Consider the following 13,158-nt stretch of genomic DNA (forward strand, 5'->3'; position numbering starts at 1 on the left):
CTTGGTGCGCCTCGGCGGCTCGGGGCTGGGCGGCGTGGCCTCCACCAGGCTCGGAAGAGGGGAGGGGGCCGCCGCGGAGACCTCGGGTGCCGTGCTCGGCTCGGCCGATGAGGAGACGGGGCGGGGGGTGCGCGCGGGCCTGAGCTTGGTCGGCCGCGACGGCTGGGTCCTGCCCGGCTCGGGCGTCACCGGCTGGGCGACGGGCCGCTCGGGCGCCCGCGAGGCGCGCGCCGTCTCCCCGATGTCCTGGACCGAGTGGTGGGCCGGCGAAGGCGGCTCCGCCTCGTCCTGAGCGCCCCATGGACCGGGCGAGGGAAGTGCGCCCCCGATGAGGATCGCCGAGAAGGCCAGCATCAACGTGCCGGCGAGAGCCGCGATGGTCATCAGGGCGCGCTCGCGCCGGCCGGTTGTGCTCACGACATGCATGGTAGGCGAGCCGGGCGGCGGATGGATCAAGCATGTCCCTTCGGACGCGCTCAGGGCCTCAGCAGGAGCACAGGATCGCGCGCAGCGACTCCTCCAGGCAGGGGCCGGTCCCCGCGGGGGCGGGCCAGGGGAAGCGCACGAGCGCGGGGTCGTCCTCGCCGATCCTGACGGTCGCGCCGTATCGGTCGAGCTCCCACAGCCAGGCGGACTCTGCGGGCAGGCCGAGCAGCCGCCCGACCCCCGAGGCGAGCTGGGCCCGGTGCGCCCCGTTGACGTGCGCGAGCACCCGCTCGGCCACCTCCGCCAGCGGGTCGGGAGCGGCGTCCAGATACTCGTCGGCGTCCAGCACGCCTGAGTCCTGCCCGGTCAGGTAGACCACCTGCCCGACGTCGAGCCGCAGCAGTCGCGGGGCGTCCGGCGCGCCGTACCCCTCGATGGCCTCGAAGAGGGCCTCGTCGGCGGTGTGCTCGGCGATCGCGACCGCGGCGGACCTCACCTCGCCCGCGGGCACGGCCTCGGCCCAGCCCTGCACCTCGATGATGCCCCTCGGGTGCTCCACCCCGCCCAGCACCCGGACGGAGGTCAGGCTCACCGACACCACCGCGTCGCCGCGCAGGGAGTGCAGCGGCTCGCCCGGCCTGACGAGCAGGACGGGACGCCCGGCGGCGTCGACCGCGCCGGTCACCGGGCAGCGGGCTCCGTCGACGACCAGCTGGCCGGCGCGGGACGTCGCGGCGAGGGTGCGGATCCGCTCGGGGAGCGGCGGGGCGGCCAGCGGCATGGCGTCTCCTTGAGGTCGGCGTCAAAAGTAGGTTAGGCTTCCCTTAGTAAGGATTACCTAACCACATTGAGGTGAACGTGCGCTACACCGGCCCGAAGGTGCGACTGTCCCGACGTGCGGGCGTCCCGCTGACCAGGAAAGCCGTCCGCTACTTCGAGCAGCGCCCCTATCCGCCGGGCGAGCACGGCCGCAAGACCAACCGCCGCACCACGGGCGACTACGGGCTGCGGCTGATGGAGAAGCAGAAGCTGCGCTGGTTCTACGACGTGTCCGAGCGGCAGCTGCGCCGCTACTGGGACCTGGCCGTCCGCAAGTCGGGCGCCTCGGGCGCCGAGCTGGTCGTGCTGCTGGAGAGCCGCCTGGCCTCCCTGGTGCTGCGGGCGGGCCTGGCTCCGTCCATCTACGCGGCCAGGCAGTACGTCACGCACGGCCACATCAGCGTCGACGGCCGCAAGGTCGACATCCCCAGCTATCTCGTGAAGCCGGGCCAGGTCGTCGCGGTCCGCGAGCGCTCGCGGCCGATGCAGCCCTTCGTCGCGGCGGCCGAGGGCGTCTACGCCGACGAGCGGATCGCCCCCTACCTGAGCGTGGACCACGCGAAGCTGACCTTCACGCTGGCCGCCAGGCCCGAGCGCGAGCAGATCGTCGTCCCCGTCGACGAGCAGCTCGTGGTGGAGTTCTACTCGCGCTAGGCCTCGTCCTCCGGGACCCGGGTGAGCCTGAAGACGCGCAGCTCGCGGCCCGACTTCGCCGTGTAACGGTCGTAGACGGGCCACTGCGCGACCAGGGCCGGCCAGGCCCGCTCGCGCGCCTCGCCGTCCAGGAGGCGCGCGACCACGGGGAAGCGCTCGCCCCTGAAGCTCACGGCCGCCTCCGGCGTCTTCAGCAGATTGCCGCTCCACGCCGGGTGCCTGTCCCTGCCGAAGTTGCTGCCCACGATCAGCAGCGTGCCTTCGGGCTCCGGCAGGCAGGCCAGCGGCGTCTCCCGCACCTGCCCGCTGACGGCGCCGGTCGTGAACAGGACGAGTGTGGGGATCATCCGGTCACTGATCGGGCGGCCTTTGGTGAGCCGGTGCGCGAGGCGGTCCATCGCGGGAACGATCTTCGGGCCCGCCTTCATGAAGGCGTCGGTGCCCGCGAGCCACTGGAAGAACGGCCGCAGCCGCTCGATGAGCGTCACATCCGCACACAGTAGTCCGAGATGCCCCGCTCCAGAAGATCGAACGCCTGCTCCGTCTGCCTGATGAGGAGCGGGCGGATCTCGGCCCAGCTCACCCCGGCCAGCTTGAGTGCCGTCGCGTGCCGCGACAGCCGCCGGGTGGTCTCCAGGATGTGGGCCGCGACCAGGTGGGGAGTCAGGTCGTCGGGCTCGGCGCCTGACTCCTCGGCCAGTGTCCTGGCCAGCCGCTGGGTCTGCGTGTGCTCGAGGTCCCTGAAGCGCGCCATCAGCGAGGGACTGTCGCCCACGATGCGGGCGAACACGTCGGAGCCGTCGTTGAGCCCGTAGCGCCAGTCGCGCTCCTCGATCGCCGCCATGAAGTCGCGGCGGAAGGCCGCCACGACGCTCTCGCCCTTCTCGCGCTCGTGCACCACCTTGCTCTGCAGGTCCTCGACCTCCTCCTCGCGGTCGAGGAAGAGGTCCTCCTTGGTGCCGAAGTAGTTGAAGACGGTGTTGACCGACACGTCGGCGGCCCGCGCCACCTCGGCCACGGTGACCTGCTCGAACCCGCGGGCCATGAACAGCCCCATCGCCATGTCCGCGATGCGTCGCCGGGTCTCCCGCTTCTTGCGCTCGCGCAGCCCCTCCTCCATGCGCCCATGGTACAAGTTTGCAGTCACTCCAAAGTTGTGGTTACTGTAAAAATGTGATTGAGGCATCCGGTCTGAGCAAGACCTTCAGGAACGGCGTCGAAGCCGTCCACGGGGTGGACTTCACCGTCGCCGCCGGCGAGATCGTCGGCTTCCTCGGCCCCAACGGGGCCGGCAAGACCACCACCATGCGCATGCTGACGACCCTGCTGCGGCCCACCTCGGGCGCGGCCACCATCGCCGGTCACGACCTGCTGTCCGACCCTAGGGGCGTACGGCGGAGCATCGGCTACGTCTCCCAGGCCGGGGGCGTCAACCCGGTCAACCCCGTCGGCGACGAACTCGAACTCCAGGCCATGCTGTACGGCATGAGCCGCGCCGAGGCCCGCTCGCGCATCGCCGACGTCCTGGCCACGCTCGAGCTGAGCGGACTGGAGAACATACCCGGCGGAGCCCTGTCCGGCGGCCAGCGCCGCCGCTTCGACATCGCCTTCGGCCTCCTGCACCGCCCCTCGGTGCTCTTCCTCGACGAGCCGACCACCGGGCTCGACCCGCAGAGCAGGGCCGCGCTGTGGGAGCACATCCGCTCGCTCGACCTGACGGTGTTCCTGTCGACGCACTACCTGGAGGAGGCTGAGGCGCTCTGCGACCGGCTCCTGATCATCGACCACGGCAGGATCGCCGCCGAGGGCACTCCCGAGCAGCTCAAGGGCGAGCGCACGCTGAACGAGGCGTTCCTGGAGATCGCCGGGAGGCCGGCATGAGGGACACCTGGCTGATCTTCCGCCACAACACCCGCATCACGCTGCGCAACAAGCTCGGCATCCTGATCACCGCCGCGCAACCGCTGTTCTTCCTGGTGCTGTTCGGCCCGATCTTCGCCACCTTCGGCACGTGGGAGACGCTCGTCCCCGGTCTGATCATCCAGCTCGGACTGCTCAGCGCGGGCATGGCGGGGTTCGGAGTGGTCTTCGATTGGCGCGCGGGCGTGCTGGAGCGGCTGCGCGTCACGCCGGCGAGCAGGCTGTCGCTGCTGCTGGGCCGGGTGCTCAACAACACCTTCACGCTGGTGGTGCAGACCGTGCTGCTGGTGGCGGTGGCCTACCTCATCGGCCTGCGCGCCCCGCTGCCCGGCGTGCTCGCCGCGATGGCGCTGGTGGTCGTGCTCGGCGTCAGCCTGGCCGCGCTGTCGTACGCGGCGGCGATGCGGCTGAACGAGCACCTGTTCGCGCCGGTCATGATGACCGCGGTCTGGCCGCTGATGCTGCTGTCCGGCACGTTCCTGCCGATGTCGATGGCGCCGCAGTGGCTGAGCACGCTGTCGTACGTCAGCCCGTTCCGCTACGTGCTCGAGGCGATGCGCGACCTGTTCGCGGGCACGTACGCCAGCGGGGTGGTCGGGTCGGGCGTGCTGGTGGTGGCGCTCTTCGCCACGATCAGCCTGACGGTGGGCACCAGGGTGTTCGGCGGAGACAACGCCTAGCGCCGGCCGTCGGGGCGCCGGAACACCGATCGAGCGGGCCACGTGCCCCCCGTCGTGGTGGAACAGGGGGCGCGCGGTTGACTGGAAGGGTGAGAATCGAGGTTCTGGGTGCCGGGTTCAACTCCGCGGGGCTGCGCGACGGGGTGGCTCGAGCGCCGGAGGCGTTGCGCCGAGCCGGTCTGATCGCCGGCGCGGCGGCCCATCACGAAGTCAGGGACGCCGGAGACGTCGACTTCAGCGAGCCGGTGCCGCGGCGCGGCGAGGTGTCGGCGCTGCTGGCCGAGGAGGCGCTGACGTCCATGGCCCGCGGTGTCCGGCAGAGGATCGAGACGATCCTGGCCGAAGGCGGCTTCCCGCTGCTGGTCGGCGGCGACTGCGCGGTGCTGCCGGGGGCGTTGCACGCCTGCCGGGCGGTGCACGGTGGCGTCGGCCTGGTGTTCGTGGACGGTCACGAGGACGCCTGGCCACCCGCGGACTCGACCACCGGCGAGGCCGCCGACTGCGAGCTGGGCCTGGCCCTCGGCGTCACCGCCGCCCACGTCGGGCCGGAGCTGTCGCCGGTGCTGCGGCCGGCGGCCACCGCGCTGCTGGGCCCGCGAGACGGCGCGGAACTCGCCGAGCACGGAGTCGCCTCGTTGCGCGGATCGCTGTGGTTCGCCACCGACCGGGAGCTCACCGGACGGATCGCGGCCGCGGTGGCCGACGCCGTCGCGACCGTCGAGAGGTCCGCGCCGCGGTGGTGGCTGCACGTCGATCTCGATGTGCTGGCCACCGACCAGCTGGCCGCCGTGGACTACCCCCAGCCAGGGGGACTGCGGTGGGAGGAGCTGACCGAACTCACCGCCATCGCGCTGCGGCGACCCGGCTGCGCCGGGTGGTCGCTCACCATCTACAACCCGGACCTCGACGAGGACGGGCACGAGGCGGCGCGCATCGTCCGCTACGTGGAAGATGCCCTGTCAGTCGTGCCGTCGGGGAGCGTGGCGACCTAGCCAGGGCCGTATGGCTCGATCCTGGGGTCGGAGAAGGGCGGGCCCGTGCGGTGGCCCGCCTCCTCCGTCACCCGCAAGCCGTACAACCCCTGGTCAGGGTCGATGAGCACCAGGCCGTAGCCGGTGTCCACGTCCTCCTCCGACAGCCCGAGCCGCTCCATCGCGTCGGCGAGCGTCGCGCCGGGCGGCAGCCGTACCGTGACCAGGACCATACGGTCAGGCTACGCGCTTGGCCCTTCGGCGCAGGGCGGCGATGACGCCCGCGGGGTCGACCACCCCGTAGCCGTAGTCGAAGTCGTAGCCGACGTCGCTGCGGTCGTCCGCGGTGCGCCGCAGCAGTGAGCGCAGCTGGCTGGGCGACAGGCGCGCGGCGGGCCACTGGGTGCGGATCGCCGCGACCAGGCCCGCGGCCACCGGGCAGGCGGCGGAGGTGCCCGAGTCGGGCTCGCCCTCGCCGAACGCCTTCGACCCCGAGAAGTGCGTGTACGCGCACAGGTCGGGCTTGCGGGCGGTCAGCCGTCCAGGGCCCTGTGAGGAGTAGCCGACGCGCTCGCCCTCGGTGTCGACGCCGCCGATCGACAGCACCCGGGGGTGCGAGTTGGCGCCGCCGATGGGCCGGTCGGGGTAGGCGCACCTGCCGTCCTTGCACTCGCGGCCGCAGTTGCCCGCCGCGAACAGCACGTCGGCGCCCGCGCGGTCGAGGGAGGCGACGACGAGGTTGAACGGGTGGGCGGCGTTGTCGGAGTAGTTGCCCGGGTGGCCGGGAGGGAAGTCCCAGCGGGGGGAGAAGGAGCCCCAGGAGTTGCTGATGACCAGCGACCTCGACTCGGCGGGCTGGGCCTCCAGCACCGTCCGCAGGTGCGCGAAGGCGGCCACCGCGTCGGAGAGCAGGCCGTCGAGGGCCGAGCCGCCCGTGCGGCTCGACAGCAGCACGGGGATGTCGATCAGCGACGCCTGTGGCGCGGCGATCAGGGTGTCGAAGGCGCACATCGTGCCGTGGTCGACCTCGAACTCCCCTGGACGGCCCGCCACCCCCGCGGGGTTCCAGCTGCGCTCGGCGTCGAGGTTGACGCCCCTGCCCAGGTGCCTGGCCACGTGCGCGGCGTTGATGCCGGTGTCGAGGACCGCCAGCGCCACCCCCGAGCCGTCGAGCCCCTCGGCGCGCAGGGCCGAGGTGCCGAGCAGCCGTTCGACGTCGTGCCAGTCGCCCACCGGGGCGTCGCCGCCGCAGGTGAGGTTCGACTCGATGACGGGATCGGCGAAGACGCCGACGACGTCGGGGCGCAGCGTGGGCAGCAGGGCCACCCTGGTGGCCGGCTCGTCGTCGGAGATCTCCCCCCGCACCAGCACGGAGGCGTCCTCGGCGGCCAGGGAGAAGTCGAGCGGCTGGTTGAGCGACAGCGGGTCGCCACCCGGCGAGGGGACGGGGCGGGGCACGGCCACGGGGGTGAAGGAGGGGTCGAGCGTCACCCCTGGAAGGCCGTCGGCCACGTCGGCGGTCGTGGCACTCCTGCCGGGGTCGGCGACCGCGGCGACCAGGTCGGGGGAGGGGCGGAGCTGGATGAGCACTCGCATGGGGGATCACCGAATTCTGAAGGAGGGATCGAACCACCCCACATTCCTTCAACATCACCCCCCGCGTCCAGCGACTCTCGAGGGTTGTGACCTGGGAAAACATGGCATTTCGCGCGTATCGGGACGCCGCGTGGGGGCTTCCCTGACGACGGCCGGTTCACTAGCGTGTGGCGGCATGACCGCACAGGTGCAGGCCGCCTCCTCCGACTCCACCCGGGATCACTGGATGGCCGTGCGGCCGCGGTTGATCCTGGCCAGTGGGTTCATGCTCTTCCTCGAACTGGCGCTGATCCGGTGGACCGGCTCGAACATCGTGCACCTGAGCTACTTCACCAACTTCGTGCTGCTCGGCTCCTTCCTCGGCATCGGGCTCGGCTTCCTGCGCGTCGGGCGGTCCAGGCGGCAGCCGTACTACTCGCCGGTCGTGCTGGCGGCGCTGGTGCTGGTCGTGCTGCGGTTCCCGGTGACGGTGAACAGGGAGACCGAGGGGGTCCTGTACTGGACCAGCCTGGCCACCACGGGACCGTCCGCCTGGGTGATCCTGCCGGTGATCTTCGCCGCCGCGGCGCTCGTCCTCATGGGCCCGGCCGAGCTGGTCGGGCGCTGCTTTCCCGAACTGCCGCGCCTCGAGGCCTACCGCTACGACCTCATCGGGTCGCTCAGCGGCATCGCGCTGTTCACGGCGCTGTCGTTCCTGAGCGCGCCGCCGGTGATCTGGGGCGTCCTGGCGGCCGTCGCGTACGGCGTGCTGCTGGTGCCCAGGCCGCGCGTGCCGTACGTGCTGCTGGTGGTCGTGCCCTCGCTGGTGGTCGTCGGCCTGCTGCTGGTCGAGACGCTCACGGCGGGCGCGCTGTGGTCGCCGTACTACAAGGTGACCTACAGGGAGCTCGACCGGCTCGGTGTGCGGGTCATGAACATCCAGGTGAACGGCATCCCGCACCAGGAGGCGGTGCCGGCGGCGGCGCGGCTGCAGTGGGAGGCGCAGTACGGCCTGCCGTACGCGCGGGCCGCCGCGCCGCCCAAGGACGTGCTGATCGTCGGCGCGGGCAGCGGCACCGACGTGGCGATCGCGCTGTCGAAGGGCGCGAAGCGGGTGGACGCCGTCGAGATCGACCCCAAGCTGCGCGAGCTGGGCGGCACCTACCACCCCGATCACCCCTACAGCGACCCGCGCGTCACCACCACCATCACCGACGGCCGCGCCTACCTGGAGCAGACCGACAGGAAGTACGACCTCATCCTCTTCGCCCTGCCCGACTCGCTCACGCTCGTGTCGGGGGCCAGCTCGCTGCGCCTGGAGAGCTACCTGTTCACCGAGGAGGCCATGCGGGCCGCCCGCGACCACCTCAAGCCCGGCGGGGCGTTCTCGATGTACAACTACTACCGCGAGAGCTGGCTGGTGGACCGGCTCGCCTCGACCATGCAGAACGCCTTCGGGCACAAGCCGTGCGTCGACGTCGTGAGCCAGTCGGGGCAGCAGGCCGTCATCACCGCGGGCCTGACCCCCGACGCCCAGCGCTGCGGGGCGGAGTGGGCGGGCGCGGCCCCCGGCACCCCCGAGCCGACCGGCGACGACCGGCCCTTCCTGTACCTCAAGGACTCGACGATCCCCTCGCTGTACATCATCACGCTCGGCCTCATCCTCATCGTCTCGCTCCTGGCGGTGCGCGTGGTCGCCGGGCCGTTCACCAGGATGCGGCCCTACGCCGACCTCTTCCTGCTCGGCGTGGGCTTCCTGCTGCTGGAGACCAAGAGCGTGACGGGGTTCGCGCTGCTGTTCGGCACGACGTGGGTGGTCAACGCGATCGTCTTCGCCGGAGTGCTGGTGGCCGTCCTCGCGGCCGTCGAGGTGACCCGCCGCTTCCGCACGCCACCCCTGCCGGTGATGTACGGCGTGCTGTTCGCCGGCCTGGTGCTCGCCTGGCTGGTGCCCAACACGTGGCTGCTCGGGCTGCCCGTGCCGGTACGGGTCGTGGCGGCGGTGACGGTGGCGTTCCTGCCGATCTTCGCGGCCAACGTGGTCTTCGCCAAGCGCTTCGCCGACAGCGCCGACGCGACGACCTCCTTCGGCGCCAACCTGCTCGGCGCGATGGTGGGCGGCTGCCTGGAGTACCTGGCGCTGGTGGTCGGCTACAAGGGGCTGCTGATCGTGGCGGCGGTGCTCTACCTGGGCGCCTTCGCGCTGCTCCCGCGCAAGGCGGTGGCCTGAGGCGGGCGGCGGTAAACCCCGGTGAAATAGCCGGGCTGATGTGGTTGGCTGCCTTTCCGTGAACCACTCCCGCCTGCTCGAGTGCCTGGCCGCCGACTACTCCCTGCTGAGAAGGGCGGCCAGCGCGAGCGACCCCGCCGCGCCCGTGCCGTCCTGTCCCGGATGGAGCGCCGCCGACCTGCTCACCCACATCACCGCCGTCTACCTGCACAAGACCGTCACCATGCGCACGGGCGCCTACCCCGACCCGTGGGATCCCGACCTGTCGGGCGAACCGCTGGCCGTCCTCGACGCGGCGTACGGCGCGCTGACCGCCGAGTTCGCCGCCAGGCCCGCCGACTCGCCCGCGCTGACCTGGTACGAACCCGACCAGAGCGTCGGCTTCTGGATCCGGCGGATGGCCCACGAGAGCGTCATCCACCGCGTCGACGCCGAGCTGGCGGCGGGGCTGCCGGTGACGCCGATCCCCGACGACCTGGCCGCCGACGGCGTCGACGAGGTGCTGACCGCGTTCCTGGCCTACGAGGCGGCGCAGTCGCCCAAGGAGTTCGCGGAGCTGGAGGGCGGCCACCTGGCGGGGCCCGGCGGTGAGGAGACGATCGTGGTCAGGGCGGGGGAGCGGGAGTGGACCGTCCGTCCGACGCCCACCTCGGTGCGGATCACCCAGGGCGGCGCGGGGAACCCGCGCGCGGTGGTCGCCGGGGAGCCCGCCGACGTGCTGCTGTGGATGTGGGGCAGGGGCGGGAGCGTCGCGGTCGAAGGCGACCCGGACTGGGCCGCCTACCTGCGCCGCATGCTCGTGCTCGTCACCCAGTAGGTCACGGCCCCGTAGTTCAGGGGACGGGTCAGAGGCCGCACAGCTCCGAAAGGCTCTTGGCCGAGCCGTTGTTGGCGGCCGACTGCCCGTTGCGGGTCGGCGTCTGCGACGGCGTGACCGTACGGCCGGCCGACGGCGTCGCCGTCGCGGCGGGGGAGGTCGTCGCGCCCGGCGAGGCGGTGACCCCGGCCGCCAGCGCCCGCTTGGCCGGCTTGAGCGAGTCGTTGATCGCCTTGAGCGTCGCTCTGCGGATCTTGGGCCAGTCCGGTGAGCCGGTGTAGAACTGCGGCGGCACGAACTGCAGGCTGGTGATGCGCGCGTCCTTCACCTCGAGCGCCAGGTTGGCCAGCGGCTCGAGCAACTCCTGCGGGATGTTCGTCTGCGCCATCCGCTTGGCCGTCCTGGCGATCTGGCCGAAGTTCGTGAGGATCTTGTCGGGCGTCGCCTGCTGGGCGAAGGCGCCGATGACGCAGCGCTGGCGGCCCATCCGGCCGAAGTCGTCGTCGACGACGCGGGAGCGCCCGTACCACAGCGCCTCCTCGCCGGACAGACGCTGGAGGCCCGCCTTGATCGTGCCCGCGGTGCCGTAGGTGCCGCCCCACGGGATGTCCTTCTCCACGCGCAGCCTGATGCCGCCGATCGCGTCGACCAGGCCGACGAAGCCGTACATGTTGATCAGCGCGTAGTAGTCGATGCGCAGGCCGAGCGTGTGGCCGATGGCGTCCATCAGCGCCCTCGGGCCCTTGTTCTTGCCGCCCATGATCTGCGGGTTGTCGTTGGCGTACTGCCAGACCTCGTTGAGCAGCCCGCCGTTGGGCAACTCGGCCATGAAGCCGTTGGGGAAGTGCTTGGCCAGCGGCGAGGAGGGCGGGAAGCGCACGTGCTGCAGGTTGCGGGGCAGGCTGAACAGCACGGTGTTGCCCGTCTTGATGTCGACGCTGGCCACGGTCATGCTGTCGGTCCGCACGCCGGTGCGGTTGCCCGCCGCGTCACCGCCGATGAGCAGGAAGTTGACCCGCTTCTTCCCGTTCCACGGGTCGGCCTCCTTGATGGGCTGGATATCGGGGTCGGAGGCCGAGCGGAAGATCGACTTCACCGTGTCGCGCAGGGTCAGCACGGTGTTGGCGGCCAGCGCGAAGGGCGCCATCACCGACACGCACAGCAGGCCGACCACGATGCCGGAAACGATCTGGCCCCGGCCGTTGAGACGGTCGGGGCCAAGGGCGACGTACGAGGTGAGCACGAGCGCGAACCAGCACAGCGCGCCGATCACCGCGGCGGCCGAGATGGTGATCATCGTGCTCTCCCGCGCCATCGCGCCGAGGTTGCCCAGGAAGGACAGTCCGTAGACCAGCCCCACGAGCAGCAGGAGGCCGAAGAGCCCGAGCAGGACGAAGCCGGTGCGGCGGCGCCCCGCCCGCAGGTGGGCGGCGCCGGGCACGATCACCGACAGGGCGGTCCAGCCGACGACCGAGCCGGTGGTCATCTTCCTGGCGAACCTCGGGCCACCGCGGGGCGCCAGGTTCGTCAGGAACTTGGGAGCGCGTGGCGCGCGAGGGGGCTTCGGCGCGCGGTTGCTCGGCTGGGTCTCGCGGTCCCTGGCGGGGGTGGCGGCGGCTGCGGCGGCGCGCCGAGGAGCCCGCCGTTTCCTGCCCCGCTCGGCGGCGTCTCCCCCAGGGCGCTTCGACACACCGGCTCCTTCATACGTCGCACCAGGCCAAACCCTGGGGTTTGCCCCCCGTTGGTCACGAGATTGCCAGGATTCTAGCCCCCATATTGGGACATCAATGACAGATGACCAATGTGGGATTAACGGGCCGTGAAACTACGACGTCGAGGAAGAGGAGGCCAGCCACGTGTTGCACTGGTAGGCCATGTTCCTCTCCCAGCCCTGGCGGAACCACCGGTGGTTGTTGGTGAGACTGCCGTGGTCACGCGGGTTTCCGGGGTGGTCGCCGACGCGTGAGTAGAACCAGAACAGGGTGTCGCGCTGGCGGGAGCTGATCGGATAGCTCGACGCGACGGCCCGCATGAACATGCCGCCGAAGCAGGTTGCCTGGAGCTCCAATCTTCTGCTCAGTGCCAGCCGTCCGCTCTCGCTGGAGGAGTCCATGTGCTTGCGCCAGTGGGAGTCGAGGATGCCGGTGATCTGCTGGAGGTGGTGACCGTACTCGTGGGCCATCATGCTGATCGTCGCGCCGTGCCAGGCGACGATCTCGCCGTACCCGATGGAGTTGCCGTTGCCGCGCGCGAGCGCGGAGGTGGAGGCGTAGATGGTGTTGTTGCGCGGGCAGTAGTACGGCACCATGCTGCCGGGCGAGGGGTAGTCGCCGCATGCGCCCCTGCCGCGCTTGGCGGCGATCGCGTAGTTCGGCGGGCTCCAGTCGATGCCCTGCTTGCGCAGGACCGGCGCCCAGGCCGCGTCCATGCATCTGCCGGTCTTCAGGATGAGCGCCTTGAGCTGGCTGTGGCTGAACAGGCTCACGTTGCCCGCCCGGCACGTCGTGCTGGGCAGCCTGCCCGCGTGGTAGAGCGTGTTGGCCTGCAGGCTGGTGTTCAGCGTGACCTTGGCGGGCGGCTTGACCGTCTGCTTCTGTGAGGGGCGGGTGGACGGCTCCCGCGTCGGACGCTCCGACGTCTGCTCGGTCGGGCTGCCGGTCGGCTCGACCGGCTCCTCGCTGCGGTCGGGGTCGGGCTCGAACGTCGGCGGCGTGAACGTCGGGATCGCCACCGGCGAGGTGGTGTCAGTGCGCGAGGTGCTCTTGAAGACGGCCGCGCCGATCACGAGCAGCACGAAGATCGCCGCGACCGAGCCGAACACCGCGCCGATGATCGCCCCCGCGTTCGACTTCGTGCGCTGCGGCGGACGCTGCCACGGCCCGTACGGCCCCTGAGGCGGCCCCCAGGGCCGCTGCGGCCCGCCGCCCCGCGGGTGCGGTGGAAAGGGGCCGCCCTGCCCGTGGGGAGGACCCTGTGGCGGCGGTCCGTACGGCGGGCGCTGGGGCCCGGGGTTGTGGGGCCCGGGGTTGTGAGGTGCCGGGTGCGGGCGAGGCGGGGCCTGGTGCG

At 71.5% G+C, this 13,158-nt stretch carries 14 protein-coding genes; 7 read left to right on the top strand and 7 right to left on the bottom strand.

Going from position 1 to position 13,158, the window contains the following annotated elements; translation table 11 throughout:
- Position 1: 1 nt before the first annotated feature.
- Complete coding sequence (locus H4W81_RS08385) at positions 2-292, top strand: hypothetical protein (protein WP_192774267.1); 291 nt, start codon at positions 2-4, stop codon at positions 290-292.
- 192 nt (positions 293-484) lie between these two features.
- On the opposite strand, the gene H4W81_RS08390 is transcribed toward H4W81_RS08385, so the two are convergent.
- The gene (locus H4W81_RS08390; RefSeq protein ID WP_192774268.1) at positions 485-1,207 is read right to left on the bottom strand and encodes a DUF2470 domain-containing protein; all 723 of its coding nucleotides are present in this window, start codon (positions 1,205-1,207) and stop codon (positions 485-487) included.
- 77 nt (positions 1,208-1,284) lie between these two features.
- Here H4W81_RS08390 and rpsD point away from each other — a divergent pair, with 77 nt between their 5' ends.
- On the top strand, positions 1,285-1,899 hold the full coding sequence (gene rpsD, locus H4W81_RS08395; protein ID WP_192780689.1) for a 30S ribosomal protein S4: 615 nt from the start codon (positions 1,285-1,287) through the stop codon (positions 1,897-1,899).
- Here the strand turns inward: rpsD and H4W81_RS08400 are convergent.
- A complete protein-coding gene (locus tag H4W81_RS08400) occupies positions 1,896-2,387 on the bottom strand; it encodes a nitroreductase family deazaflavin-dependent oxidoreductase (RefSeq protein ID WP_318781608.1) in 492 nt (163 codons plus the stop codon). The two genes, rpsD and H4W81_RS08400, sit on opposite strands and share 4 nt — an antisense overlap.
- A complete protein-coding gene (locus H4W81_RS08405; protein ID WP_192774269.1) occupies positions 2,384-3,019 on the bottom strand; it encodes a TetR/AcrR family transcriptional regulator in 636 nt (211 codons plus the stop codon). Before H4W81_RS08405 ends, H4W81_RS08400 begins: the two co-directional genes overlap by 4 nt.
- Positions 3,020-3,072: 53 nt before the next feature.
- Here H4W81_RS08405 and H4W81_RS08410 point away from each other — a divergent pair, with 53 nt between their 5' ends.
- The 3 genes from H4W81_RS08410 (at position 3,073) to H4W81_RS08420 (ending at position 5,491) form a co-directional block, all read left to right on the top strand.
- Positions 3,073-3,780 (top strand): ABC transporter ATP-binding protein, encoded by a 708-nt coding sequence (locus H4W81_RS08410; protein ID WP_192774270.1) that lies wholly within the window; start codon positions 3,073-3,075, stop codon positions 3,778-3,780.
- Positions 3,777-4,499 (top strand): ABC transporter permease, encoded by a 723-nt coding sequence (locus H4W81_RS08415; protein WP_192774271.1) that lies wholly within the window; start codon positions 3,777-3,779, stop codon positions 4,497-4,499. The genes H4W81_RS08410 and H4W81_RS08415 overlap by 4 nt, the downstream gene beginning before the upstream one ends.
- An 89-nt stretch (positions 4,500-4,588) precedes the next feature.
- A complete protein-coding gene (locus H4W81_RS08420) occupies positions 4,589-5,491 on the top strand; it encodes an arginase family protein (RefSeq protein WP_192774272.1) in 903 nt (300 codons plus the stop codon).
- Here the strand turns inward: H4W81_RS08420 and H4W81_RS08425 are convergent.
- Positions 5,488-5,703, bottom strand: a complete 216-nt coding sequence (locus tag H4W81_RS08425) for a hypothetical protein (protein WP_192774273.1) — start codon at positions 5,701-5,703, stop codon at positions 5,488-5,490. The genes H4W81_RS08420 and H4W81_RS08425 overlap by 4 nt on opposite strands.
- A 4-nt stretch (positions 5,704-5,707) precedes the next feature.
- The gene (locus H4W81_RS08430) at positions 5,708-7,066 is read right to left on the bottom strand and encodes a S8 family serine peptidase (RefSeq protein WP_192774274.1); all 1,359 of its coding nucleotides are present in this window, start codon (positions 7,064-7,066) and stop codon (positions 5,708-5,710) included.
- A gap of 175 nt (positions 7,067-7,241) precedes the next feature.
- Here H4W81_RS08430 and H4W81_RS08435 point away from each other — a divergent pair, with 175 nt between their 5' ends.
- A complete protein-coding gene (locus H4W81_RS08435; RefSeq protein ID WP_192774275.1) occupies positions 7,242-9,275 on the top strand; it encodes a spermidine synthase in 2,034 nt (677 codons plus the stop codon).
- A 58-nt stretch (positions 9,276-9,333) separates the two neighbouring features.
- Positions 9,334-10,092, top strand: a complete 759-nt coding sequence (locus H4W81_RS08440; RefSeq protein WP_192774276.1) for a maleylpyruvate isomerase family mycothiol-dependent enzyme — start codon at positions 9,334-9,336, stop codon at positions 10,090-10,092.
- A 28-nt stretch (positions 10,093-10,120) separates the two neighbouring features.
- Here the strand turns inward: H4W81_RS08440 and H4W81_RS08445 are convergent, their stop codons facing one another.
- Together H4W81_RS08445 and H4W81_RS08450 are read right to left on the bottom strand one after the other, a co-directional pair.
- Positions 10,121-11,782, bottom strand: a complete 1,662-nt coding sequence (locus H4W81_RS08445; protein ID WP_318781609.1) for an LCP family protein — start codon at positions 11,780-11,782, stop codon at positions 10,121-10,123.
- 135 nt (positions 11,783-11,917) lie between these two features.
- A complete protein-coding gene (locus H4W81_RS08450) occupies positions 11,918-12,913 on the bottom strand; it encodes a neutral zinc metallopeptidase (RefSeq protein ID WP_318781610.1) in 996 nt (331 codons plus the stop codon).
- Positions 12,914-13,158: the final 245 nt, after the last annotated feature.

This window comes from Nonomuraea africana (genome assembly GCF_014873535.1).
Classification (GTDB): Bacteria; Actinomycetota; Actinomycetes; order Streptosporangiales; family Streptosporangiaceae; genus Nonomuraea; species Nonomuraea africana.

Bases quoted from the DNA above. Each gene is read 5' to 3' on its own strand.
- H4W81_RS08430 (WP_192774274.1), bottom strand. From the start codon at position 7,066: ATGCGAGTGCTCATCCAGCTCCGCCCCTCCCCCGACCTGGTCGCCGCG.
- H4W81_RS08435 (WP_192774275.1), top strand. From the start codon at position 7,242: ATGACCGCACAGGTGCAGGCCGCCTCCTCCGACTCCACCCGGGATCAC.
- H4W81_RS08415 (WP_192774271.1), top strand. From the start codon at position 3,777: ATGAGGGACACCTGGCTGATCTTCCGCCACAACACCCGCATCACGCTG.
- H4W81_RS08390 (WP_192774268.1), bottom strand. From the start codon at position 1,207: ATGCCGCTGGCCGCCCCGCCGCTCCCCGAGCGGATCCGCACCCTCGCC.
- H4W81_RS08405 (WP_192774269.1), bottom strand. From the start codon at position 3,019: ATGGAGGAGGGGCTGCGCGAGCGCAAGAAGCGGGAGACCCGGCGACGC.
- H4W81_RS08425 (WP_192774273.1), bottom strand. From the start codon at position 5,703: ATGGTCCTGGTCACGGTACGGCTGCCGCCCGGCGCGACGCTCGCCGAC.